The following is a 25,863-nucleotide window of genomic DNA, read 5'->3' as shown; positions in this document are numbered from 1 at the left end:
CCCGTATGTCTACTTCCAGACAAGATTACCTCTTTCCAATAGAGGCGTCATGGCTTTGTTGCCCCCTCCCTCTTCACTTCCATCGTCCTTGTTCTATACTTGTTCGTTATCTTCCCTGATATAGCCCAAAGCTATAGCTAGATATAATTTAATGGAATTACTTAATAGCCATGCTTATATGATACCTTACTGTTAACACATTGCAGAGGGGTTAGGACAAATGACAAAAAGCAGCGTATTGGGGTATCCGCGAATTGGCGCCGACCGGGAATGGAAAAAAGCACTTGAAGCATTCTGGTCAGGAAAATTGCAAGAACATGAACTTCATGCGAGACTACAGGAAATTCGTTTCGATCATTTGCAAAAGCAGCAAGCCAAAGGCATTGACCTGATTCCAGTAAACGACTTCAGCTATTATGATCATATTCTGGATACAGCCGTGATGTTTGGTATTGTGCCAAAACGCTTCGCTTATACCGGAGGTGCTGTGCCTCTCTCCACCTATTACGGCATCGCCCGTGGAACGAAGGATGCCGCAGCTAGTGAAATGACCAAATGGTTCAACACGAACTATCACTATATTGTACCTGAACTTCATGATGCTTCTCCTTCTCTTACCGAGAACAAACCGCTGATTGCATACCTCGAAGCGAAAGAGAAGTTAGGTATTGAAGGTAAACCAGTCATCGTTGGACCGCTGACCTTCCTGAAGCTCTCCAAGGGGTATGATGCATCCGAAACCGATGCTTGGCTGGATCAGTTGGTTCCGCTTTACACTCAGGTATTACAAGAACTTGCAGACGCAGGCGTACAGTGGGTACAGATTGATGAGCCGATTCTTGTAACCAAACTGCATGACCAGGACGTACAGCGCTTGAACAAAATCTATACAGCCTTTGCATCCGCTGTTCCTGGCTTAAATATCTTGCTGCAGACATACTTTGAGTCCGTGGAAAACTATAACGAAATCATTCAATTGCCAGTGCAAGGCATCGGTCTTGACTTTGTACACGGACTTGAAGGCAACCTGCAATCCATTCAAACGAGCGGTTTTCCAGCAGATAAAGTGCTTGGCGCAGGCATCATTGACGGACGCGGCATCTGGAAAGCCTCCCTTCAGGACAAGCTGACATTGTTGGGCACCCTTACTTCACTCGTCACAGCTGAAAGGATAATCGTACAGTCCTCTTCCAGCTTGCTGCATGTGCCTGTGACAACAGCAAAAGAAACAAAGCTTGCTGTTGAACTTAAAGAGGCACTTGCATTTGCCGATGAAAAGCTGGATGAGATCGTTATTTTGACCAAAGCACTCAAACAGACCGATGCAGACATTACCGCTAAAATCAACGAAGCTGAGCTGAAGCTGCAAGCATTGCAGCGTTCTGAAGATCGTAATCGTACGGCAGTACAGGATGCTGTGGCTTCTATCCGTGTACAAGAGCCTAACCGCTCACGTCCGTTTGCACAACGTCATATAGCACAGCAGGACAAATGGCAATTGCCTCTGTTCCCAACGACAACGATTGGCAGCTTCCCGCAAACAACGGAGGTCAGAAAAGCTCGCCAGCAATGGCGCAAAAACGAGTTGAGCAATGAACAGTACAGTTCCTTTATCCGTGATCAGATTGACAGCTGGATTAACATTCAAGAGGAGATCGGCATTGACGTGTTGGTTCACGGTGAGTTTGAACGTACGGACATGGTTGAATTTTTCGGAGAGAAGCTTGCTGGCTTCGCCTTCACCCAATATGGCTGGGTACAATCTTACGGTTCACGTTGCGTGAAACCGCCTGTTATTTTCGGAGATGTTGAATTTGTAGGTGAAATGACGCTGGAGGAAACAAAGTATGCGCAGTCGAAAACAGATCGCCCTGTCAAAGGTATGCTGACTGGCCCGATCACCATCATGAACTGGTCTTTTGTTCGGGATGATATTGAACGGGAAACGATTGCGTATCAATTGGCATATGCACTCAGACAAGAGGTTGAAGCGCTTGAAAAAGCCGGCATCGGCATGATCCAGGTGGATGAACCTGCCGTTCGTGAAGGCTTGCCGCTCAAAGAACATAAACAAGCCAGTTATCTGGATTGGGCGGTCAAAGCGTTCCGTATTACGACCTGCACTGTACAGGATACAACCCAAATTCATACCCATATGTGCTATTGCGAATTCCACGATATGATCGACTCTATTGAAGCGATGGATGCCGACGTCATCTCCATTGAAACCTCGCGCAGCCACGGCGAGCTGATTCACAGCTTTGAAGAGAATACCTATGAGCTAGGTATTGGACTTGGTGTATATGACATTCACAGTCCGCGTGTACCAAGCGTCGAAGAAATGAGCAATATGATTGACCGCGCTTTGCGTGTGCTCGATCCGAAGCTGTTCTGGATCAATCCGGACTGCGGTCTGAAAACCCGTGGACAGGAAGAAACCGTGGCTTCTCTCAAAAACATGGTGGATGCAACCCGAATTGCACGGGCAAAGTATAATGCTACTCCTGTTCTGAACTAGAAAAGTTGAACAACTGATTTTATATACGGACGCTTCAATAAAAAAACTTTATGTTCGCTGTATGAAGCTAAGAAAACACGTAAAAAGCGGAAATCCTGTACCAAGGGATTCCCGCTTTTTACGTTGTACACGTTGAAAATCAGTATTACATCAACGTATTAGGTCATTCTTCACGTTGACTAATCCATGATTCCTCATTATAATTCGGACATCAAGAGCCGCCTGGCAAACATGATTAGCATGAATGCATGGGATAGCGTTCTGTATAAAATTCTAACTCTAAAGTGAAAGATGTGAAGAGATTATGGCTACGGAGAAGTTATACTACGGTAAAGATATCGAGGTCATGTTTAATTCGGATGTATGCATTCATTCCGGTATCTGCGTAAAGGGCCTCCCTGCTGTTTTTGATTTGAGCAAGCGTCCTTGGGTTGATCCCGATGGTGACACTTCGGAGGCTGTTGCCCGGCATATTGACACATGCCCAAGCGGAGCATTAACGTATAAGCTTCTGAACGATGAATTTTCAACAAAGAAAGAGGATGAACATGCATAACGTAGAACATGAAGCTGCCAATAAAAGATTTGTTATTCAAGATAACGGCGACATTGCTGCGGTGATGACCTATGTCATCTCAAGTCCAGAGCTGTACATTATTGATCACACCTTGGTCGAAAATGCATACCGGGGACAAGGGCTTGGTGATGAGCTTATCAAAGCTATGGTGGAATACGCACGGGAAAACGGTATTAAGATTTTACCTTTATGCCCTTTTGCCAAGGGACGTTTCGAGCGTATCTCTGAATATGCAGATGTTCTCCATCAATAGTATTTGCAGTTGATTTTTATAAGTGCAGAAAAAAGTACAAAAAGCCTCCCTCGCATGGGGGCTTTTTGTACTTTTAGCATTGCTCTCATTTCATATAGCGATAGTCTAATAGATCCTTCAAGTTTAAGATTTTCTGCTGCAGCTTCTCCCCAACATTGGTTTCCTTCACCAGTTTCCGTTCCAGCTCTTTATCCACCAGTCTTTTTACAGACAATACGTCCGTTCCGTTGCATAACACCTCTTCTTTTGAATTGAATTTTTGATGGGCGACGAGCTGCATGCCAAAAGAGTTGTAAAGCAAGGTATATCCGGCAATGCCTGTTGTGGATTGATAGGCTTTGGAAAAACCGCCGTCAATCACGATCATTTTTCCGTTTGCTTTCACAGGGCTCTCTCCACTGATTTCTTTGACCGGCGTGTGGCCATTAATGACATGTCCATGATCCGGATTCAAATCAAACTCCTGCAAGATTCTTCGACAGATCTCTTCATTTTCACGTAAATGGTAATAAGGATTTTTTCTCTCCTTATGTGCTTCTTTTTCTTGAATAAAATAACGTTCAAAAGTGGTCATTTCTCTCTTGCCAAAGAGTGAGGAACATTCTCCTGTCCAGATGTACCATACCATATCCGTCGCCAGATCTTCTGTCTCTTCCGGATGCGCAAAGGCGTAACGTAAATATTCCTCAAAAACATCAAGCAATTGACGGCCCGAATAGGTCTTGTCTTCAATCTGCATTTCTTCCATATTTCCTTCTTCATCCATAGGAATACAGCCGTGGATTAACAAATTCCCGTTGTATTTTAAATAAAGGCTTCCCTTCTTCATGAGGAAGTTCATATGTCTGGCCAGCTTTTCGGAATGCTGAACGGAGAACAGCAGTTTCTCCATCACTTGGCGTTCTTCCTCCAGCAATTGTTCAGGCTTTTGCGGATTTACGGTTGTAAAACAGGTGTTTTCCAGCTTGTACGTTTTTCCGCAGATCTTGATTTCATTTTTGTCGTAATCAATCTGCTCCAGCAAAAGTCTTTCAGACATATTAAAGTATGGGCGTCTCTTGATAATCGGGCTTTCAAGTTTAAACTGTATCATGGCAATGGCTTGGTGAATTTTGGTGATCTGCAGTATTTCCTGCTCTGATACATGATGGCCAGCCTGAACCTTAGGTCTGAAAGGCAGATTATCTTCATAGTATTTCTCCGCCAAGTTTAGCAGTGGGCGCAGATTAATTCCGTATACATCTTCTATGATGTCCAGATTATCGTATCTGGCACATATCCGGATAATATTCGCAAGGCAGACCAGAGAACCCGCGTACGCCCCGATCCAGAGGACATCATGGTTTCCCCACTGAATATCTACAGAATGGTAATGGATTAGTGTATCCATAATTTTATCGGGGTCTGGACCACGGTCATAAATATCCCCAACCACATGAAGATGGTCAACCACCAGGCGCTGGGTTGTATAAGCAAGGCCGATAATGAGCTTGTCCGCTTGGCCCAGGGCTATAATTTGCCGATATATTTCCTCATAATAAGGATCTTTATTGTTGGTCGAATCCGTCTTGTACAGAAGCTCCTCTACAATATATACATATTGTTCCGGCAGAGCTTTACGCAATTTCGAGCGTGTATACTTGGAGGAGGCATAAGAAATAAGCTTAAGCATGTGTTCAATTGTTTGTCTATACCACTGGCTAAGAGCCGATTTATTACTCAATTCCGCTATAACCAGCTGTATTTTTTCTTCTGGATAATAAACCAGAGCTGCAAAATCATTGATTTCCTGATCCGTCCATACCTCCCGGAATAATTCCTTGATTTTTTCTTTGACGGTACCCGAACCGTTTCGTAGTACATGCTGAAAAGCCTGAAACTCCCCATGCAAATCACTGACAAAATGCTCGGTTCCCTTAGGGAGATTGGAGATCGCTTCAAGGTTGATGATCTCGGTGATGATTTTTTCTTCAGTATCATATTGCTGAGCCAATAAATCTAGAAACTGCTCATCCAAAACAGATGTCCCCCTTCAAAGAAGTTATGTGGTATTGATTGTATAGTAAGTTTCCAAGGGACTTTTACTTATATGATGATTATCAGCATTGTCCTCCCTAATCATACTCCAGTTCATCCTATATGAACAAATTTCATGGATATTCCAATAGAGCTTTTGCCCGAAAATCACTCGGGAGTGAACAACTAACTCGTCACATGGTGCATATATCATTTCGAAGAAAATATCTTTTTGTTTAAAATAAAAACCGATGGGCGTTTATATGTAAATGCCCATCGGTTTCTTTAGTTTTAGGATAGTTCAGTTGCAGGACAAATACTGTAAATCCAGTAAATAAGTCTAAAAATTATGCCAAATTAAAAAAGGGTTACTTGGGTTACTATGTAGCAAACCAGTGATTATTGCTTACCAGAGGCCTATAAAGTAACACCTCATATATTTATCTTACGAATTATATTCCTTGTAAGCATCCTCAGTCGTCTGCACGTTCTTCATATACATAATCTTTCCCTCTTCATTTAAACGCATAATATCTATACCTGCTTTGGTGAAAACCGTGCCATCTACTGCTTGACCGCATACCACCCAGTTCGTTCGATAACTGCCGTCGGGCTGAAGAACCCATGCATCCCACATATGTTTAATGTCTTTGTTGTATTCATAAATAGTCTTAACAACGACTTCGAATCCTGTACGACTGCTACCGTTTGAAACAATTTCAGCATCCTGCGTGAACAGGGATAACAAATCTTTCATAGCCCGATCGTCAGTGCGAGATGCATCAAACAAGCGGAAATAGTTATTTAACATCGTGATGTTTGCATCGGTATTCAGAGAATTAGTAGTATTGCCAGCGGTTGCTGTATTAGACATCGTATTACCTCCTGTATTTTTACATTATTTTATGTAGCATAATTTAGTTCGATTTTTTTCGAACTGTTTGGCACGAAAAGAAATATATCACACTATCCACAAAGCAGCAATAAATAATTCGAAAATTTTCGAACAATAAAAAGAATTCAGAAAAATAGCGCTAAAAAAATGATCAAACAATCTGAAATTCCTTACATTAAGGAACCAGCTTGTTTGATCATTATTTTGAAATGCCCTTTATTTTTAACAATCATATATGAATTGTCGACATTCACAACCTTTCCTCCAACCATTGTTGCAAAGGAATATCCTCTGTCAGTTCACCGAGCAAGATATGGCTGAAATGCCCCCCTTGATCAATAACCATTGTGGCTGGCAGGCCATTGATACGGTACAGTTTGGATATCTTGCCCGTTGCGTCAATGATTACCGGAAAATCGAACCGATGACTTTTCATAAACTCGGTAATGGTCCCCTTGCTCTCCCCCACGTTAACAAACAGTGTCTCCACGTTGTTTTGATTTTGCTGTGCAAGCTCGTGAACCAAGGGCATTTCTCTTACACATGGCGTGCACCAGGATGCCCAGAAGTTAATCATCACGGCTTTGCCCCGGTAATCAGACAACTGGACTTGCTCCCCTTCGGAATTAACCGCTGTAAAATCAGGAGCCTCGACTCCTGCGCGGATTGGATTGTTGCTCTTCGCATCTGAGTTCGATAGATTCGCCAGCACGGCCCATACTCCCGTAGCCAATGCTGCCAGTGCAATCAACATCGTAGCAATCCGTCTTATTTTCGACCCTTTCTTTTTTTGTCCGTCCTGTTGCGCACTGTTGGTATCCCTGCTTTGCGGCTTGTTTTGCATGATCACATCACCTTCACGTTATTCCCAGACTCTGATGAAAAGCAGCATGAAGTGAACCATACTGATTTCGAATATCTTCTACGGTGCCTTCCCCGACATTTGAACCATGATTCATAAACATCACCTGGTCTGCAATGTCATTCGCCACTTCAAGCTGATGTGTGGAAAACACAACCATGTGCCCTTCCTGCTTGATATCTCCCAGTAAGTGTACGAACTCTTGCATCCAGAATGGATCTAGTCCATTGGTAGGCTCGTCCATGATCAGAAGAGCGGGCTTTGCAAGCATCGCCTGAGCAAACAATACACGCTGCCGCATGCCTTTGGAGAAGGCGGTCACTCGTTTATGTTTTTGCTCGCTGAGTCCCACCATCTCTAACACTTCCTGCACCCGCTCTCGGGGAAGCTTACGGAGCGAAGCCCAAAATAACAAAGCTTCCCCGGCCGTAAGACCTTGGCTGAACTGATAGTCATCCGGCATATATCCGATCTGATTTGCGTACCTTTTGCGATCCTGTGACCAGCGGACGTTATTCACCGTAACCTCACCTGAAGTCGGGCGCAGAATGCCTGCCAGCATACGCAGCAACGTACTTTTGCCTGCACCGTTTCCGCCGCAGACGGCAAGCACCTGACCCGAACCAAGACGAAAGGAGATATCTTTGACGATGCTCTGACTTTTAATTTGTTTGCCTAGTCCGTTCACAATAACTTCCGGTTCAAGCACGAGAGCGCCCCCTTTCCCAGATAGCGTAGACAATGAGAATGGAGAAGCTTATCCATAACAGACATATCCCGATAAATAGGGTACTTCCCCATGGCTGTTGCACCCACGTTACCCATTGATAATACTCGGGCCCCAGGATAGAACCACCGCCGAGCCTGATCACAATAAACAGCCGTACCAATTCAGCCGGGTTTAAAAAGGTTAACACCACCAGCAACGGTTTTATCCAGAGGTACGGCAGTAACCCTAGTATCGAAAGTAATAATGTCGGCCAGCCAATAACGGCGAAAAACCAGATCGATACGGAAATCGTCAAAGCTTGCCAGCGGTTACGGGACAACGATCCAATCCATAACGCAATACTTAGAAATAAAAGCACAAGTCCACAAGAAAACGCTAGAAATAGCAGATAGGTCAGTAGATCGATCGGATTTCCAAGCAACCCGCTAACCAGCCCCATCAGGCCGTAGCCAAATGTCACGATGAGTAGTAACACGGCGGCTAGTCCAAGATATTTGCCTGTAATGAAGGAGAACGTGCCTATGGGATACGTCGATAGAAGCTGCCAGCTTCCGTCTTCCTTTTCAGCAGTCAATGAGAATGAACCCAGGAACAGCGTCATCAGCGGTAAAAGATACAGAATCAGGTTCAGCATGGAACCTGTGGTGCCCGAATATCCTTGAACCGGATTCTGTGCATTCAGAAGTAACAGACTTAAGCTAAATGTGCAAAAAAGAACGAGAAACGAATACGACCAGGGGTTACGAAACCCCGTTTTCAGCTCTCTTTTGGCTATGTGTAACATATCAGACATCGTTCACCACCCCCTATCCGCATCAGTGGCTGCCTGATCCTTCTTTCGACTCACCTTCTTGATGCATATCTTTGCTCATATCTTCACCCGTATCTTGCTTCGAGCCTTGATCCGTCCCGCCCTCATCGTGAATATGCCCGTGCCCGTCTCCGTCCATATTCATGTTATCCATATTCTGAGTCCAATCATGAGAAGAGAGTTCCTCCGCAGTCATGAGTTTGCCTACACCCTGCTCGGCCACGAATGCCTCGGCAGAAGCTTTATCCTTGAAGTTAACAATGCCATACGCCATGGGTGTTCTGAGTGAAGGGTCATATACATAGGTCGCTTTATTGAATTCAATCCATTCTTTATCGTTATAATCACGCACATAGTCCATGCCAATGTTGTCTGTGCCGTTTTCTTTTTTCCATTCATTCATGCAACCGAGGTCATCAAACTTGAAGTTTTTACCGTCCTTCGTTGTAAGCTGTGTGGCAAACGCATCATCCTTCACCTGCATGTTACAGATCGCACAGATATCCACGTCCTCATTAATGGGCACAGCCGCATACTTCTGCCCACAAGCCGTTAACATCAAAGTCCCTAAGAGCAACACCATTGCCAAAATCCATCGTTTATTCATTTTCTACATACCCCCATATAGATCATCGTACTAGCAGACAAACCAAGTAAAAGTAAACCAATTATCGTAACCGGACTTGACCGGCTTTCCACATTTCTTGCATCTGTACCGAAATTTCCGGATGTTTCTGAAACATCAGTATGCTCGTTTACAATGCTCATTTGCGGTGATTCATCTGTTGTCCAATTGCTCTTCCCTTCCGAATGCAAGTCACTCAGAAAGACCATGCCCGGTGATTGAAAAAAGAGCTGATAAGCAGCATTTCTGCTTATTAATTGCTCATAGAACGGGTTAATTGCATAAGAAAGCTCGCTGATTCCATCCTGATTCAAATCCAATCCCTGAAAGGAATCCCAATAGTTTTCTTTCAAAATATTATCCTTGCTGTCCATTGTCGAAGCATCGATAACGTTGGAAACAAATCGATTTTTCGTAAATTGATTTCCCTCAGCGAGCACCATCTGTATTCCTACAAAATTGCGGATCAAACCGTTGTCGTAGATTTCATTATCCGTGGACTCAGCGATATTCATGCCCACACGATTGCCCTCTACTGTATTGCTGCGGATCTTGGACTGATGCACGTCATAGAGCAAAATACCTTGGGAATGAACATTCGAACTTTGTTTGCGAAAGGTATTGCCTGATACAACCGTATTTTTAACCCCCATGATCATGGCACCAGTCATGTTACCTTCTCCTGTGTTATTCGTAACAGATGATCCATCGATATACATGCAATGAATACCGTACCTAGTTTGCATGAAACGATTATCGTTCACTGTTACGTTTCGACTGTTCTCCAGATAGATACTATCGAGCACGCCCTCAATCTGATTCCCCTCAATCCTACTGTTATGTGAATTGTAGAGATCGATCCCGTTGCCTTTTTGACTGCTGGATGCTGTGCTTGCACCTGCCCACTCAATCGTATTATTTCGTATGACAGAAGTAGCAGCATCACGCACAAGCAAACCAGCGCCTTTGGTGCGAATCATAAGTTCAGATATTTCGTTATTGCTACCCGTTATCTGCACAGCTGCTGCTGGCTGACGACCGTGATGTTCAATTGTAAACCCTTCCATTTTCACACCTTCCGCCTGAATGGATATCGCACTTTGTTCCTGTTCATTATGGATGGTAACCGAATCATCCCCAATGAGAGTGAGTGCTTTAGAGATGAGAACGGGGCCTGCATATCGACCAGATTCAAGACGAATAACCGCTCCTGTATCCGCTTGGTCTATAATGGGCTGAAGCAGGATGGATTCACGATCTTCAGTGACCCCAGTAGCATACAGGGCAGTTTGAAACACTGGAAGGAGCCCCAGTCCAATCACGATCAGAGTACTTACTGCAAATCTACGGATACTGAATCGTTTATTACTGTTCATATTTTTGTTCCTGCATTTTTCATCCATCTCATCACCGCTTCCCTCCGTTCCTTCATTTGGTGTTACATAAATGCGTTATCCCAGTCCTTCACACAGTGTATCGAAAATGATAAATTTCCCATATAGCCCCATCAGGCTATAGGTTGCTTACTTTTGTGTCCAAATTGTGATTGAATGAAAAAAAGCCGCCAACTTGGCGACTTTAGACATGACATGTTCAATTTATGCAAAGGTATAGGTCCAGAACCGTTCACGCCCGAAGCGTGCTTGAAGTTCTTCATCGTTCAACTTGCGATTACCGAGCAACTCGGCCGCCTGAAACTGCGAGCGATGGGCACGGATCGAGGCGAGCTTTTGCGCAAGAAATTGGGAGACATCTACGATCACATCAGGCTTGCCAATATGCTGCTCATGATTATTAGAAAAAGCCACGCAATGAACAACAGGACGCTCTTCCAGCGGTATACGGCTGACAGCCCTGATCACCGCGGCTCCTGTCGCATCATGATCGGGGTGAACACTGTATCCGGGATAAAATGTAAAGACCAGCGAAGGTTTAATCTCCTCAAGAAGAGCCATAATGCTGCCATCCAGCAGTTGAGGATCTTCAAACTCTACCATTTTATCGTGAAAACCTAGCATCCTTAAATCTTGAATACCAATCGCACTCGCTGCTTCAATAAGCTCCTCTTTGCGGATGGATGGCAGGGTCACGCGGTTCGCAAACGGCGGAATGCCCATGTTACGTCCCATCTCACCCAGCGTCAGACAAGCATATGTAACGTGTGCTCCAGAATCAATGTATTTGGCTAACGTGCCCGATACGGAGAATGCTTCGTCGTCTGGATGGGGATAAACCACCAGGATGCGTTGGTGCTCATCGTGTGCATTCTTTGTCATATGTTGTTCCTCCGCTCCCATTAGAACTTCTCCCGGCTCAGCTGCAATGCGACAACCAGTTTGCCTTGGCTGTCATGGCCGGCCATAATCAATCTATTTTGTTCCTGCTCATCAATATGGGTGAGCCCTTCAGCATAGACCCAGCCATCTGTCGTCTTCAGACCGACACGGTAGGGTCCCTCACCTGAGATAGAGCCCTGCGTATATCGAATGGCGGCATTGGTGATAAAAGCTGAAGCCGGATGCCGTGAACTATCGTAATGTTGAGCGTAAGCGCCCGTTGTCATCTCAAGATGCATATACACATCCTGATCAACAAAGCGATCAAGCCGGAGCTGGATATCTTGTGGTTGTATCAGTTGCATGACGGCCTCCCTGTTTCTTATAAAGTATAAACTCCATTTTATCATATGCAACAAAGAATATACATTTAAAGCTGCTCTGGTGCATAAAATGACAGGGCTTTAGCCAAAACATGAACTTCCTTCTTCATTTTTTTCTATTTTTCAAATGGGTCAAAATCGATTAGATTAATATAAGTGATCATGCACACTCAAATTTACTCCAGATCAGAAGTGTCAAAAGGAGCTACTTCCTATGAAATCAATCATTCAGTTATTGCATTTCGGCTACCATCAGGCCATGAGCTGTATTTTTCCCGTAGCCATTTTTGGCACGCTGGCTCTTTCGACGATCATTCCATTTCCTTACATCCAGCGCTATGATGCCATTCTGCTTATTCTGCTTGCTGTTCAATATTTGATGTTTCGCTCCGGGCTGGAAACGTTGGACGAAATCAAGGTCATTTGTGTATTCCACGTGATCGGTCTCCTGCTCGAAATATACAAAGTGCATATGGGATCATGGTCTTACCCGGAACCAGCATATAGCAAAATATTCGGTGTTCCGTTATACAGCGGATTTATGTACGCCAGTGTAGCCAGCTTCATGTGTCAGATCTGGCGAAGGTTGCGTATGGATATGACCGGCTGGCCGGGCATGGTTCCCTCCATGTTACTCGGCGCAGCAATCTATCTTAACTTTTTCACGCATCACTTTATCCCGGATTTTCGCTGGTGGCTGACAGCACTCGTCTTTGTTGTCTTCTGGAAAACGTGGATTATCTACCGGGTACGCCATACAACCTACCGTATGCCTTTATCCCTTGCTTTCATCATTGTAGGTTTCTTTATCTGGCTGGCAGAAAATATCGCCACCTTCTTTAACGGCTGGAAATATCCCGATCAGCATGAGAGCTGGCAGCTGGTGAGCTTCAGCAAAATCAGTTCCTGGTTTCTGCTGGTTATTATCAGTGTAATCATCGTCGCGCAACTTAAATATGTGAAAGCCAATCGCACAACAAAATAATTTCAAGAAGACCACGTGTGGATCACATCGAAGCTGACCTTTTCCCCAGCGTCAGTGATCCGCTATCGTTTAGCATTTCATTTTGTTTGCTGCCAACTTGTTCCCCCTCTTCATCATATACTTTAATCGTATAGGGTGTGCCCTCTGATGAAGGCAGCATCACAAACCAGACATACTCTTCCATATCTGTTTTGATCAACTTGGCTTCCGTTATGGACATGGAGCCGTTCTGTTCTGTTTCAGCAGTTACACGCTGGATCCCCGGATGCTCGATTGTACCAAACACCATTGGAAAAGGAGTGTCTATCCCTTCTAGCTTCGGTAAGTTCATATAATACAATGCATACTCAGACGGATCTACATCTCCTATTCCATAACCTCCGCCCCACACCCACTTCCAGCCAAAATTATTTTTCCGTACGTACTCCAGCTGCAAATTGCTTGCTGCTTCGCTGTTTGTTCTCTGCGTAAACACGATCATATCGTCGTCCACAGGCTCCTGATGAACTACATGGACATTATGGGATGAAGTCCTGAATTGTTCCACTGCATCCTCCGGCGTGTTGCCGATCGGAATCGACATGGTTTCGTCCAGCCCCATAGCTTTGGACAATGTCTGATCCGCCAGACCACCCGGTCTTTCTTTTATATACATATAGGTGTATACCGATACCACAGTAAGTGATAAGAGCGCTATAGTTGCGACTATAATCTTGAGAAACTTTCCTTTTCCTTTACTCATGTTCAAGCCTCCTCCTTGAAAACGGATAAATTGATAATATAACACATAAACCCATCTAATATTACCAAAATTATCATGATCGTTCTTTCATTTTTAATAAAATACAGCAAAAAAGCCGCCAATTGGCGGCTACATCTTTATTAACGGCGCATAGTCATGCCTTACGCATACCCTAGTGCTCCATTCTTCACATGTCGTATCCTTAATCAATATTCTCCAAGGAAAATGACTTCTGTCTCCAATTCAACCTGGAACGTATCCCACACTTTTTTCTGAATAAACTGAATCAGATCCTCATAATCCTTGGCAGTGGCGTGATCCACATTCACGATAAATCCTGCGTGTTTGGTTGAGATTTCAGCCCCACCGATGCGAGTACCCTGCAACTGACAATCCTGAATTAGTTTACCGGCAAAATGTCCTTCCGGACGTTTGAACACACTTCCGCAAGAAGGGTATTCCAATGGCTGTTTCGATTCTCTCAGGAACGTTAATTCCTCCATTTTGCTGGAGATCTCCTCTTTGTCTCCTGCGCTAAGCGTAAACTCGGCATCCAAAATAATATAATGATCCATCTTGAAGAGACTATTGCGGTAACTCAGCTTCATCTCTTCACGTGGAATTACGACAACGTTGCCTTCACGGGTAATGACCGTCGCCTTTTCGATCACATCTGCAATCTGACCACCGTAAGCGCCGGCATTCATATAAAGAGCGCCTCCTGTACTGCCAGGAATGCCACAGGCGAATTCCATACCCTTCAGGCTATGTGCCAAAGCAGTTCTGGATACGTCAATAATATCGGAGCCGCTTTGTGCCATGATACGTGTCCCACTGACTTCGATCTGATCGAAGCGGCTGAGCGAAATCGTGACTCCCCGGATGCCTCCGTCCTTAATAATAACGTTGGAGCCTTTGCCAATAACGGTCAGCGGCAACTGATGGCTGTTCGCAATTTCAACCACTTTGGTAATCTCCTCCACAGTGGTTGGATGAACGAGAATATCAGCCTTGCCTCCAATTTGGATAAACGTATGATTTTTTAGCGGTTCATTACATTTCACTTTTTCGTTAGGTATGTGGTTCTCAAAAATATTCATGATTTTCTCTCCCTGCGTTCTTCAAAAAGAACATGATTCCTACATTGTAAATCGAAACACACTCCGATGACAATCTATCCTCATATTTCCCTTTACAGACTGATGAAATTCAAACGTATTATTATAATGATATTCGCCTGTTTGCTGAATAGGTACTCGAGTACACTTTAAATTATAAATGAACAGCATTTTTCGGATCGTCAGGCATAAAAAAATAGCGCCGCGGATTTATAAACCGCAACGCTTGAACATTCTACCACATATTTTTAACATTCTCTATCTTCTAAATAGAAGTCCGGTTCATTCTCGTCCGTCGACTGGAATATCCGTCTTCGTCAATTCAGCAGATAACGCCCATAAGCGCTCCGCCTGCTCAGCATCAATTGCATATGGCTTCACGCCGTAAAAACCGCCATCTTCGGGAGCCATCTCACTGATATTGCAATCTTCACAGTACACACCGCCCAGGCCTTCAAGCTTGGGAGAAGTCGCAGCCCACACTTGAGTTGCCGCACCCTGCTCCGGTGATTTAAAGCCCGGATTAGCCACGTTCCCGGATTCATCAATCCAACCGAGAGCAATCATCTCATCTTTGGGCATATAACGCTGTAATGGAGTCATGATTCCGCCCGGATGTACAGCAAATGCACGAACTCCATGCTGCTTGCCAAGTCTGTCGAGTTCTACCGTGAATAAGCTGATCGCTGTTTTGGACTGACCGTATGCCGGGAACTTCTCGTATCCCTGTTCAAAATGAATATCATGCCAGCGGATTGGTGAGAAATGATGTCCTGCAGAGGAAAGCGAAACGACACGGGCTCCACCTTCACTGACCAGCGCAGGCCACAATTGATTGGTTAGCGCGAAATGTCCCAGATGGTTCGTAGCAAACTGCGCTTCCCATCCCGGACCAATCCGGGTCTCGGGACAGGCCATGATACCTGCATTCAGGATTAACATATCGATACTGCGTGCACTTGCCAGAAAACGTTCCGCAAACGCGGCAACACTGGACAGGTCAGCCAAATCAAGCTCGTGCACTTCCACGTTCTCAAGATAAGCCAAAGCTTCACGCGCAACATCTGGTCTGCGTGCAGTCACAACAACGTGTGCTCCCGCTCTAACCAATGCTCGTGTTGTTTCCAGTCCCAGACCGGAATATCCGCCTGTCACTACGGCGAGATGCCCTGACAGATCCAGTCCGCTTAATACCTCATCAGTTGTACTACTTTTGTCAAAACCTGAATGTATGTTATGTTGCACTGTTCTTGTCTCTTTGTTTATGCTCATCTGCCTCAGCTCCTTCATATTCATACACTTTTAACAGCTTATCGTAATTATCCCTGTTAGGACTTCTATAATCAGTCTACACCCTAGAGTAAACTCGAAGTCAAATGATGTCCCTTAAAACGTCTATCCTGAAAATTCACCATTAATCTTCATTCGCCAATCAGGATGAACGAAAAAGCCGCCATTCGGCAGCTTTTTCCGTATAGATACATTTAAAAATACTGAAGAATTTAAACATTTCGATTCTCTTTATTTCAGACGAATGTGGAAAACGTCACCGGCGTTACCCCCAAATACGATAAAGCCTTTCTTCGGTAGCTTCGTGGACTGTTCTCCAGTTGCGGTAGAGAACTGTAGCACCTGGCCTTGATCATTATAAACCGCGTAACCACCTTGCTCAGGAGAATCCACCGTTATCGTCTTTTCAGCAGATTTCCCGCCAATCGCATACCATCGTGCCTGACCATTCGTTGGAATGGTCGCCATTCCTGATTTCCCACCGAAAATAGGCTGAATCGCCTTTTCCGAAATGTACTGCTGTCCGTTCTGGGTGAGAATCTCAGCATCTTTTTTCTTCATTAATTCCAAGTCAAAAGCATCTCGGCCATTCATGATCGGGATTTCCGCAACATTAACGGCATGATACACATCTTTAATTTGCGTCCCATTCACATAACCGTGTTCTGCGTTGACCTTAAAATTTTTAATAAGCTGTGATGGAACCAGGTAGAAAATCGATGTGATTTTTTCGTCCAGCGCAAAATAGTTCAAACTGTTTCGTGCAGCCCACTTCTCCCGGGTAACTGCATCCAGCTTGTTAGGCTCCAGCTTTTGATAATCGTACGTGCTCATGCCCATCTGTCCCAGTCCCGGCAAGTTAAGGTATCCTTGAACTTTAACATAGGTCTTGGCATTGCGTTCCTTCACAAAGCTCACTTTCACACTTCCGTCCTTGCTGGTAAAATACCCGTCACCTGTATACACATACTTTTGTTCAGCAATCAGTCCGCCCAGCATAGCTGGTAATGTGAATGCTCCATTCTGAATATCAATTTCCGTAGTACTACCAACGTTCCCATACAAACCGGAGTACTCTTTCAACTCAGCAGACATCTTGGTCTGGACTGGCGCAGAGAAGGTACGATCGGGTTTAATGTTGTCAATGATACCTTGCTCCTTCAGCACTTCAAGCAACACTTTGCTGGCAAACATCTGGTCAAAAACAGAGGATCCACCTGAAGATAACACAGCCATGGATATGTCGTGCTCTGGAATCGTAATTAAGGAAGCGTGATACATCATCGTATCCCCGCCCTTGGTCAGTGCTTTAATGCCATATTCACTAAATGGAGCAAGTTCTACTGCATCCCAGCCCAGTCCGAAGTTGAACGAATTGATTTCGTCAGATACCCAGATGCCTTTGCGATATTCCGGACTTTGCATCGCTTTAACCGAAGCCTCCGATAGAAGATCCGAACGGTTACCCATTAGCAGTTCCGCAAATTGCGTTAACTCCTCAGCCGTTGAATAAATGCCACCCGTACCGATGATATTAGCATTTTCAACAGGCATCTTCGATTTAAAAGTTGGCCAATAGGTTCCAGCTAATTTGTCTCTATTGAACGAATCCAGTGGTGTCTTCGTTGAATTCAGCTGCAACGGCTTGCTGATAGAATGTTCCACATATTGACTGTAACTTTGCCCACTCACGCGTTCCACCAAAATCTCCAGCAATTGAAAGCCATCATTGCAATAGACCGAGTATTCCCCCGGTTTAGACTTAAGTCGTTCGGCCTGAAGTTTGATCAGCAGTTCATCATGGTTACGTGTGTCGTTATCATCAAACAGCATGCTGTTTCCATACTGCGAACCATATAATCCGGATGAATGATTCATTAACATACGCGGTGTAATTTCCTTATAGCGGGGATCTGCCATTTTGAAATCGGTAATATACGTAGTAAGTGGCTGATCCAGGTCAACCTCACCAGAATCGACCAACATCATGACCGCAGTTGTCACCACCATTTTGCTTACGGAGCCTATGCCGTACATGGTGTCTTTGTCCACGGTTTTCTGGCTCGCCTTATCATGAAATCCAGCACCGTCCGATAAAATCATTTCCCCCTTGTCCATAATCGCATACTGCAGACTTGTGACACCGTATTGTTGAACCAGCATGTCAGCGAGTTGTTTAGCTTTCGCTTGGGTTGTCTGCTTTTCTGTCGCCTCAGCTTTGACATCTGCTACAGGCATAATGACAAGCATAAACACACATAAAACCGCTATGATCCTTTTCATTCAGACTTCCTCCTTCAGATCGATATACTTGAATGAATTCATCATACCCGGCAAAGACGTGGCCTGCGGAAAAGAACCCCGAATGGAAAAAAACAACCCCTGAACGACAGTTCAGACGTTGTTTGTGTTGTAAGGAAGAACGACCATATTGTTAAAAGACCCTTGTCCTTGCTCAATGGTCATATGTCCTCCATATTTGCTACATATTCTGGATATATTGGTCAGGCCAAAACCATGAAATTCCGAATCCGTTTTGTCACTTTTCAGATCCGTTGCCGGTTGGACGGTATGATTCATAATCTGGATTACCAGAGCAGAAGCTGTAGAATGAATAGATACTACGATATAACGATCCTCGGCGACCCGTACTTTCTTGGATGCTTCAACAGCATTGTCTAGAATATTTCCGAGCACCACGCACAAATCATAACGCTCAATGCCGATGTGCTGAGAATGGAGATTGATGCGCGTATCGATTCGAATGCCGTTTGCCTGCCCGACGGTTAGCGTATTCGTAACGAGAGCATCAATGACCAGATTACCGCTATTCACACGTTGGTAAGCATGCTCGATGGTGTTCATCGTAACATGCATATGCTCTGTTGCTGCCGCAAGCTCGTTGCGTTTCACACATTCTTCGATATATAGAAACTGCTGATGGATATCGTGGATAATACTTTTAATGCTTTTGAAACTGTGCACGGTCTTCTCGTAGTTGGCATCCTGATAATCCATCTGCCGCTGCAATTGTTCATTCTCATGCGCAAGGTGCGCTTTCTCCACGATATTATCAAATACATATACGATAAATACATTGAGAAAAAGCGAACCGAGCACCGAAAAAATATAAAAAATATTTTTTTCGCTATATATCGAAATGACATTAATCTGGTACACCGTAATCGCAGTTACGATCAAAAATAAAAAATAAGACCGCCGATGCACCCTAAAGCTCCTGCGTTTGGCAATGAGATGAACAATGGGAATCACAACAAACATAATGCTACATCCTAACAGCATAACTTTGGTGAACAACCATAGCGCTTCCGTTCCATAAAGTGCCTCTTTCAGATAGTCAATTCCATCCATTACACTCAGGATATACACTGAAATGATGTTCACTGTTGTTAGCAGCGCTGCATACATAACCGTAAACATAATCTTCAGTTTTAATTCTCCTCGGTAGGATTGTGCCAGTGTGAAGATAAAGATCAATGCAAGCAAAGTCGAAAGTAAAGAAGGTAATCGCATAGCCAAATAAAAGAAATTGAGCAGGATAAACACAATAAAATAGATCGTTCTACGAGGTTTACGTCTGGATTTGCCCAGTACAGCATCAAAATAATAATTGGCTTGAAAGGTCATGAGCAAGGTCATAAAAATAATGGGTACTAGATACAAAATATTCATTTTATTGAACCCTCATGATCATATATTTGGTATACGTATCCTTGACCTCTTTGATTTTGGAACGACCTATAGGCAGAGAGGTTCCATCCAGCATCGTGACCTGTGCACCCGTGAACTTGTGTACATGCATCAGATTAATAAGCACGGATCGGTGAATTTGCATAAAACCATGCTCTGTCAGCGTTGCAGCATAAGCCGATAGAATACCTTTCGTTTCATAAGATTTATCACGAGTAATCACCTTTAGCTTGTTTTTAACCGTGAGGCTTTTGACTACCTCAATCCATAAAATATCTTCATATTTCAACATCAAATCATCGTAATCTGATTTAATCACCAGGTACTTGTTATCCATAGCTTGAAAATACCGATGCAGTTTGATCAGCTTCTCTTTCAGTACAGCCTCTTGAATCGGCTTGATCAAATATTGGAACGTCATGACATCGAAACTTTGAACCATATACTCGGGATAACTGGTCAAAAACATGATCTGCACATCCATGATCTTCAGTTTTCTGATTTCATTTGCCGTCTGTATGCCATTCAACCCACCCATCTCTACATCCAGAATGAGCAGGTGAAACGTCTCTCTCTGATCCTTATAATGAGTCAGGAGTTGTTCTCCTGAACTGAACATGGTGATATGAAACTCGATATTGGTTTTGAGCGAGAACGCTGTCAGCATATGCCTCATCAGTTCGCGTTGCTGCTCGTCGTCGTCACATATCGCTACATGATACATTTCATCCCGCCTTTCTCGAACACAAGCCGTTTTTATTCATTCTAATATACTATCTTATCACGCTCAGACCGTTAAGAATGGATTGAAAAGCATTTACGCTACCCTGAAATGCAGGCAAACGTAAAAAGAAGAACACCGTGAATGATACATCCTTTTCCATCCTTTGGTTGTTTTTCGATCTTTGCGCTTCCGGGGTTGTAGGCACCACCTTACTCTTAAACAAAAAAACGACTGACCAGGAGTGGTCAGTCTTGTTAATACCGCTAATATAGGATGAGTATATAAGTTCTTCAACCACAGCTATTCGATGAGTGCGGCCTTAATCAATGCATTTACCCTTGAGTTATAGAGCAATCCGATATGAGATACCAGACTAACGGAAATATTGTTCGCTCCGTCCAGTCTGGATAAAAGAGGCGAAACAATGGTGTCGCTGGTGGAATAGATCGAGGTAACTCGAATGCCGCTGGGTGCGCTGTTCGTTGTCAACCGATTTGCCCCGCCCAGCGTAATCAATTTATCCACCTTATCTATGCCACCGCGGTTCAATATATAATACAGGCTGTTAGCTCCACCCATGCTATGTGCAACGATATGAACTTTGGAATGCCCCGTTTGGCGAAGAACATCGTCCACAAATCGGCTGATCGCCGCCGAATTCAACAGTTGATTGCCTGCCTTGCTGGGGAGGTCAATGGCAAATAGCTCATCACTCGACCATCCCTCACCGCGCAGATACCTTTCGATTAGGGCGAAATTACTGTCCGAGCCCGTCAATCCATGAACAAAGACAATGGGTGTCCGTGCAGTGGCAGCAGAAGCGGTCGAACTCTGCCCAATCCCGGGTAAAGCAAAAGCAAAAATCGCACTCATCAAAACAATTAGCAGTGGTCTTAACCTTCTCAATCAGATCATCCTCCTGTGAAATGAGATATCCACATTTTACAATTTAAAAAATGTAAATAAAATGGTATTTTAGTCTCATTTAACCAATCGAGTATGATGTTTACTGCTAATTATTTTGTCGAAATACAGAGATTCTCCTCTTTCAGCTAGGCTCATCGTACGACTCGGAGCACGAGACAACTATCCCTCTACAATATCCGCATGTAGATGCGATGCCGCTTCCATCATAACCGGAACAATCGCTTCATTGGAAATAGCAACGTACAACTCTCCCATATACAATCGGAATGGATATTGTTGTCCTTCATGCTCCCACATAAAAAAGTCACCCTCAATGGTCATTGTACTCTCCGCCCCGACAATATTTAACACTGTGGAGTAGGTAAATTCCGGCTTGGTGGCAAAATAGGCTTTGCATTCCTCCAAAGAAATATGTTGTTCCCGATTGTCTTCCTGCTTCGATCTCGTTATTTTAAAGCGCTGGTTCATCTCGTTATGCCTCCAACTTCTTTTTATTCGTTCTTTAATTCATTTCATAACAACGTATTTTCTCATTTCATTCTGATTGTGTCAAAGCACAAGCTCAAAAATTGCTTTGTATGCGGCTTTCATTTGCTATTTATGGCTAGCGCTGAGCGCTCGTCCACGCGAAATTGACCTCATTGAATATAGTATTCTATCTGAATGCTAAGGAGGGATATCCCTTGACCCAATTACTTGATGCGAGAGTATCGGTGAATGCAGCAACATTTAACTCTATCTCCGTTCCTATTCCCGTTATCAATACGCCTACATTATTTGCACAGATCGGGTTATTGACTGCCGGGGCTGGTTCCAATCCAAGAGTTTCTCTGAAAGGAACGATTACCGTACAGCTTCCACTTGCTCTGTTTCAAGTCCGAATTACGATTGTACGAGGCACCGTTGCAACCGATCCGATTATTTATTCTGCCAATCACACGTACGGTCTCGGCGGGTTACTTGTCCCGGAGGTCATCATGTTTTCTGCGAATGACTATAATCCCCCTGTAACCCCGCAGATCACCTACACTGCATTTATCAGCACCAATCTGCTCGGCACCGTCCGGGTAGGACCTGAAAATTTCGATGGATTTATCGTTTCGGATTAACGGTTTATATTAAACTCTGGTATGTAATGCTTAACACCCCATCCCCGTTTTCTGCATCTGTACTGCAGAAAACGGGGATGGGGCCCTTGTGTGTCCAGCTAATTTCCGAAATAAACATCCAGCTTGCCTGTCGGCGGTGTAGTAGCCATCCACACGGCAGCCAGGTTATCCGGAGCATATGTAGCTGCTGTGATATAGTCTCCAATCAGAACGGTTGGCACCGGAGAAACACCATTCGGATTAAAGGACGTTGTGGTTAGACGGCGATTGCTGAAAGTAGCGCCTCCATCAAAGGACTCCGCAACGAATACATCGAGCAGAAAACCGTCGATTCGATTGCTGTAATAAATTACCCGTATCGTTCCGGCAAATGGAGAAACCGTAATGGCCGGAAAAAAGTTCTGCGTACCTGCGGGCGCGCCAGTAATGCTTATCGGATCAGACCAGAGCAGACCATCTGGAGATTCACAAAGCAAAACATCGGTATATCCGGCTCGAGCGTCATTCCATACGGCATAAACGGTTCCGCTGTTCGGTCCAACCGATATATCAGCTGCCAGACTCAGATTGGTTTGCACCCGAAAATTATAGTTCGGCACAGGTAGCGGCGATGGCGATGGTACAACGGAAGAAATAAACGTAGACTGACGTTCTATAGGGGGTTGATAGTTGATTCCGCCATCATACGATATGCGTATTAATGCTGAAGGGCTGGCTGGCCCTGTAATGATATAACCTGCATAGACTTCCCCGGAGAAGCCAACGGCCAAAGCTGCCCGGTCATGAATTCCACGAGGACTCGATTGTCGATCCGGGGGTTCCCACGAGATTCCTTGATCCACAGATCTTTGAGTAAAAATAGCAGAAGAGGTTGTAGCAAGCGGGGTATACCCTACATACGCATGACCGCGATATGGACTGCCAGGGGAACGATCTACAGCAATGAAAGGTTCGTCATTATGCACGATTGTTCCAAATCCTAATTGCACAATCACAGGAGGCTGAAACGTTGCCCCGTCATCGAAGGAAGTATAACTTACAATGGTCCCGTCATTAATCCCGTTAAATACATGTACTGTTACGATAAATGTGCTCGGAAACGTATAGTCAATAGTCGGCGCTTCTGCTCCTGAGTAGGCTGCGGGTTGTGGAAGAACAGTGGTGGACCAGGTAGTCCCCCCATCGATGGAGCGATAAAATCCCGTAAGTGTCGGCCCTGTACTTGTATCGACAGCCACGACACACATAATATTGGGATTCAATATATTGACCGCGATCGAAGGTTCGAACTGATTTCCTCCCAAAGCGCCGGTAATATTCACAACGGCCACGATCTTCACCTCTTTTTTAAGGAATATTGGTGAACCGGTCAATCAGCGTCATTTCCGATTGAAGAATCCGCTGTATAATCTGACCCGTAGAATCAACGCCATAGACATGGATAATGGTGCTGGTTGCGCTAAAGAAATCACTTTGAACTTCAAAAAATGCAGCGTTAATTAACGGATAGATAAAAGTCCTTGTTGCTTGAGGCAAGATTTCAACTAAATCATGACCAATAGGAACCCTTGCCAGTTGTGCCGTGTCCCATCGGAATACTTCAAGTTCAACATTAACAGGAGCATTAAGGGAGTCGTTAATGCAAGTGACTATAATTTGTGTAGACTGTGTCGGGCCTGAAGCTGGATTGTAGATAAACCCTGTAGAGTTCGGCAAAGAATCACACTCCTTCCACACCATATACTCCACTATACTTTCAATGAAGCTTGTGTTATGCAGATTCTATGTTTTCTCGTATTGGAACAATATGAAAATTTTGTTATGATAGATTTGCTGAATTTCATTCGTTTGATAGATTTACGCAAAACCACAACGCTTGGAGGTACATCTAATTATGTTCATACAACGTACTGGAAAAATCGCTGTGGCAGCCGTCATGGTAATATCCATGATGGGCAGTATACCTGCAACTCAATCCCATAAACTTCAAGCATCCCCTGCGATCTCTGTTCAATTGGACCATGTACCCTTAACCTTCGATGCAGCACCCCGGATTGATAAAGGGGTTACTTATGTTCCATTCCGTACGGTCGGAGAAGCACTCGGCATCGATATTAGCTGGAACAACAAAACACAGACCATAACCGCGGTGAACACATCCAAAGGAAAAACAACGAAAGTTGTTCTTCAGGTCGGAAGCAAGACAGCTACTGTAAATGGAGAGAAAGTGAATCTCCCTGCCGCACCTGTGCAGCGGGAAGGACGCGTACTTATTCCGCTGAGTTCATTCAGCAGCCAATTCGATGTCCGTACAGGCTGGGACCAGACGACACGAACGGTTTCGATGATTTCACCGCAACGTGAAATGCATCTCCGGGCGTTCTATGCCGTAAGAGCGTACCACGAAATCGATCTGTTACCTTCTATGAATTCGGTTGCTTTCGGCTGGAGCCGGATTGACCGGGATGGCGAGTTTACGCTGGAAGGAAAAGAATATCAGGTTCCAGCTGCCGCCGGAGAGGTAACCCCCAAATCTATCGTGGCTGATGCGGCCAGTCAACAAATCCAGCCAAGTCTGATGGTTTACGCCCTGGACGGAAATGGCGAGCTAACTAAAGTACTGAGTGACAGCACTTTAAGGCAAAAATCCATTGAAGGCATTCAAGCAGCCATTGAGGAGTATGGCTTTGGCGGAGTTGTGCTTGATTTTGAGGGACTCGGCTTCAAGCTGGACACTAAAGAGCAACAGCAATTGCTGAATCAGTATGTGAAACAGCTGAGAGAATCGCTGCCTCAAAAGATTGCCCTCTCTCTCGCAGTTCCTCCGCTCAATAGCGCATACAAAGGGTATGATTACAAAACACTGGCTACGCTTGCGGATGACCTTATCATTATGGCCTACCAATACAATCCGACGGGAACCAAAGCCCAAGTTGCGGAGCCGAACAGTCTGGTCAATCAGGCGATTGTGCTCGCACTCAAGGCAGGTGCCCCTAAGGAAAAGCTATTGCTTGGTATTAACATTAATAGCGAGACACCTGCATCTGTCGGGGACAAACTGGGGCTTGCGAAGCGTTACGATCTGAAAGGTGTAGCCTTCTGGAGGCTTGGCCTATTCCGTACGTACAGTGCTGATATGCAATCTGCTGTGCAAGCATCGGTAATCAAGGAATAACAAGGTTGTCTTCTCAAATCTATCATTCTCATATCTATCATCAAGTTAGTGATGTGATTTATAAGGATCAAGAAAAAGCACGTTGCTTGTTAGACTCTGCAAGGAACGTGCTTTTTTTGGTGTACTTTTTATTTTT

The 25,863-nt window shown here is 44.5% G+C and carries 25 protein-coding genes; 6 read left to right on the top strand and 19 right to left on the bottom strand.

Annotated elements, in window-relative coordinates; all coding sequences use genetic code 11:
• Window positions 1-220 precede the first annotated feature (220 nt).
• From metE to FS818_RS06340, 3 genes are all read left to right on the top strand, one after another.
• A complete protein-coding gene (metE, locus tag FS818_RS06350; protein ID WP_145330625.1) occupies window positions 221-2,518 on the top strand; it encodes a 5-methyltetrahydropteroyltriglutamate--homocysteine S-methyltransferase in 2,298 nt (765 codons plus the stop codon).
• Between the two features lie 304 nt (window positions 2,519-2,822).
• Window positions 2,823-3,074, top strand: coding sequence for a (4Fe-4S)-binding protein (locus FS818_RS06345; RefSeq protein WP_145330623.1), 252 nt, complete (start codon window positions 2,823-2,825; stop codon window positions 3,072-3,074).
• Entirely contained in the window at window positions 3,067-3,348 is a 282-nt protein-coding gene (locus FS818_RS06340; RefSeq protein WP_145330621.1) for a GNAT family N-acetyltransferase, read from the top strand. Before FS818_RS06345 ends, FS818_RS06340 begins: the two co-directional genes overlap by 8 nt.
• 85 nt (window positions 3,349-3,433) lie before the next feature.
• Here FS818_RS06340 and FS818_RS06335 read toward each other — a convergent pair whose 3' ends face one another.
• The 9 genes from FS818_RS06335 to FS818_RS06295 form a co-directional block, all read right to left on the bottom strand.
• On the bottom strand, window positions 3,434-5,365 hold the full coding sequence (locus FS818_RS06335; protein ID WP_145330619.1) for a fructose-1,6-bisphosphatase: 1,932 nt from the start codon (window positions 5,363-5,365) through the stop codon (window positions 3,434-3,436).
• A 444-nt stretch (window positions 5,366-5,809) separates the two neighbouring features.
• Window positions 5,810-6,238 (bottom strand): nuclear transport factor 2 family protein, encoded by a 429-nt coding sequence (locus FS818_RS06330; protein ID WP_260989795.1) that lies wholly within the window; start codon window positions 6,236-6,238, stop codon window positions 5,810-5,812.
• Between the two features lie 271 nt (window positions 6,239-6,509).
• Window positions 6,510-7,103, bottom strand: coding sequence for a redoxin domain-containing protein (locus tag FS818_RS06325; RefSeq protein ID WP_145330617.1), 594 nt, complete (start codon window positions 7,101-7,103; stop codon window positions 6,510-6,512).
• Window positions 7,104-7,116: 13 nt separating this feature from the next.
• Window positions 7,117-7,830: a heme ABC exporter ATP-binding protein CcmA gene (gene ccmA / locus FS818_RS06320; RefSeq protein ID WP_145330615.1), complete on the bottom strand. Its 714-nt coding sequence runs from the start codon at window positions 7,828-7,830 to the stop codon at window positions 7,117-7,119.
• The gene (locus FS818_RS06315; protein WP_145330613.1) at window positions 7,823-8,644 is read right to left on the bottom strand and encodes an ABC transporter permease; all 822 of its coding nucleotides are present in this window, start codon (window positions 8,642-8,644) and stop codon (window positions 7,823-7,825) included. Before FS818_RS06315 ends, ccmA begins: the two co-directional genes overlap by 8 nt.
• Before the next feature lie 22 nt (window positions 8,645-8,666).
• The gene (locus FS818_RS06310; RefSeq protein ID WP_145330611.1) at window positions 8,667-9,269 is read right to left on the bottom strand and encodes a nitrous oxide reductase accessory protein NosL; all 603 of its coding nucleotides are present in this window, start codon (window positions 9,267-9,269) and stop codon (window positions 8,667-8,669) included.
• Window positions 9,266-10,663, bottom strand: a complete 1,398-nt coding sequence (locus tag FS818_RS06305; RefSeq protein WP_145330609.1) for a right-handed parallel beta-helix repeat-containing protein — start codon at window positions 10,661-10,663, stop codon at window positions 9,266-9,268. Before FS818_RS06305 ends, FS818_RS06310 begins: the two co-directional genes overlap by 4 nt.
• 222 nt (window positions 10,664-10,885) lie before the next feature.
• Window positions 10,886-11,563: a bacillithiol biosynthesis deacetylase BshB2 gene (gene bshB2, locus FS818_RS06300; protein WP_145330607.1), complete on the bottom strand. Its 678-nt coding sequence runs from the start codon at window positions 11,561-11,563 to the stop codon at window positions 10,886-10,888.
• A gap of 20 nt (window positions 11,564-11,583) precedes the next feature.
• Window positions 11,584-11,928, bottom strand: coding sequence for a YojF family protein (locus tag FS818_RS06295; protein ID WP_145330605.1), 345 nt, complete (start codon window positions 11,926-11,928; stop codon window positions 11,584-11,586).
• A 232-nt stretch (window positions 11,929-12,160) separates the two neighbouring features.
• Here FS818_RS06295 and FS818_RS06290 point away from each other — a divergent pair, with 232 nt between their 5' ends.
• A complete protein-coding gene (locus FS818_RS06290; RefSeq protein WP_145330603.1) occupies window positions 12,161-12,931 on the top strand; it encodes a DUF817 domain-containing protein in 771 nt (256 codons plus the stop codon).
• A gap of 22 nt (window positions 12,932-12,953) precedes the next feature.
• Here the strand turns inward: FS818_RS06290 and FS818_RS06285 are convergent, their stop codons facing one another.
• The 8 genes from FS818_RS06285 to FS818_RS06250 form a co-directional block, all read right to left on the bottom strand.
• Window positions 12,954-13,673: a hypothetical protein gene (locus FS818_RS06285; RefSeq protein ID WP_145330601.1), complete on the bottom strand. Its 720-nt coding sequence runs from the start codon at window positions 13,671-13,673 to the stop codon at window positions 12,954-12,956.
• A 206-nt stretch (window positions 13,674-13,879) separates the two neighbouring features.
• Window positions 13,880-14,773 carry a UDP-N-acetylmuramate dehydrogenase gene (gene murB / locus FS818_RS06280; RefSeq protein ID WP_145330599.1) on the bottom strand — a complete coding sequence of 298 codons (894 nt, stop codon included), beginning with the start codon at window positions 14,771-14,773 and terminating at the stop codon, window positions 13,880-13,882.
• A gap of 300 nt (window positions 14,774-15,073) precedes the next feature.
• Window positions 15,074-16,063 carry an SDR family NAD(P)-dependent oxidoreductase gene (locus FS818_RS06275; protein ID WP_145330597.1) on the bottom strand — a complete coding sequence of 330 codons (990 nt, stop codon included), beginning with the start codon at window positions 16,061-16,063 and terminating at the stop codon, window positions 15,074-15,076.
• Between the two features lie 249 nt (window positions 16,064-16,312).
• Window positions 16,313-18,364 carry a serine hydrolase domain-containing protein gene (locus tag FS818_RS06270; protein WP_145330595.1) on the bottom strand — a complete coding sequence of 684 codons (2,052 nt, stop codon included), beginning with the start codon at window positions 18,362-18,364 and terminating at the stop codon, window positions 16,313-16,315.
• 111 nt (window positions 18,365-18,475) lie between these two features.
• The gene (locus tag FS818_RS06265; protein WP_145330593.1) at window positions 18,476-19,774 is read right to left on the bottom strand and encodes a sensor histidine kinase; all 1,299 of its coding nucleotides are present in this window, start codon (window positions 19,772-19,774) and stop codon (window positions 18,476-18,478) included.
• Window position 19,775: 1 nt separating this feature from the next.
• Complete coding sequence (locus tag FS818_RS06260) at window positions 19,776-20,516, bottom strand: LytR/AlgR family response regulator transcription factor (RefSeq protein WP_145330590.1); 741 nt, start codon at window positions 20,514-20,516, stop codon at window positions 19,776-19,778.
• A gap of 300 nt (window positions 20,517-20,816) precedes the next feature.
• A complete protein-coding gene (locus tag FS818_RS06255; protein ID WP_145332779.1) occupies window positions 20,817-21,389 on the bottom strand; it encodes an esterase/lipase family protein in 573 nt (190 codons plus the stop codon).
• Between the two features lie 213 nt (window positions 21,390-21,602).
• On the bottom strand, window positions 21,603-21,911 hold the full coding sequence (locus tag FS818_RS06250) for a hypothetical protein (RefSeq protein WP_145330588.1): 309 nt from the start codon (window positions 21,909-21,911) through the stop codon (window positions 21,603-21,605).
• Between the two features lie 215 nt (window positions 21,912-22,126).
• Between FS818_RS06250 and FS818_RS06245 the strand changes: the two genes are divergently transcribed.
• Window positions 22,127-22,552, top strand: coding sequence for a hypothetical protein (locus tag FS818_RS06245; RefSeq protein ID WP_145330586.1), 426 nt, complete (start codon window positions 22,127-22,129; stop codon window positions 22,550-22,552).
• A 98-nt stretch (window positions 22,553-22,650) separates the two neighbouring features.
• On the opposite strand, the gene FS818_RS06240 is transcribed toward FS818_RS06245, so the two are convergent.
• A complete protein-coding gene (locus FS818_RS06240; protein WP_145330584.1) occupies window positions 22,651-23,883 on the bottom strand; it encodes a sialidase family protein in 1,233 nt (410 codons plus the stop codon).
• Between the two features lie 16 nt (window positions 23,884-23,899).
• Window positions 23,900-24,268 carry a hypothetical protein gene (locus tag FS818_RS06235; RefSeq protein WP_145330582.1) on the bottom strand — a complete coding sequence of 123 codons (369 nt, stop codon included), beginning with the start codon at window positions 24,266-24,268 and terminating at the stop codon, window positions 23,900-23,902.
• 178 nt (window positions 24,269-24,446) lie between these two features.
• Between FS818_RS06235 and FS818_RS06230 the strand changes: the two genes are divergently transcribed.
• Entirely contained in the window at window positions 24,447-25,727 is a 1,281-nt protein-coding gene (locus FS818_RS06230; RefSeq protein ID WP_145330580.1) for a stalk domain-containing protein, read from the top strand.
• The last annotated feature ends 136 nt before the right edge of the window (window positions 25,728-25,863 follow it).

Source organism: Paenibacillus xylanexedens (assembly GCF_007680605.1).
Classification (GTDB): domain Bacteria; phylum Bacillota; class Bacilli; order Paenibacillales; family Paenibacillaceae; genus Paenibacillus; species Paenibacillus xylanexedens_B.
Note: the sequence above shows the minus strand (reverse complement) of the source record. Positions and strands in the feature narration are given on the sequence as shown.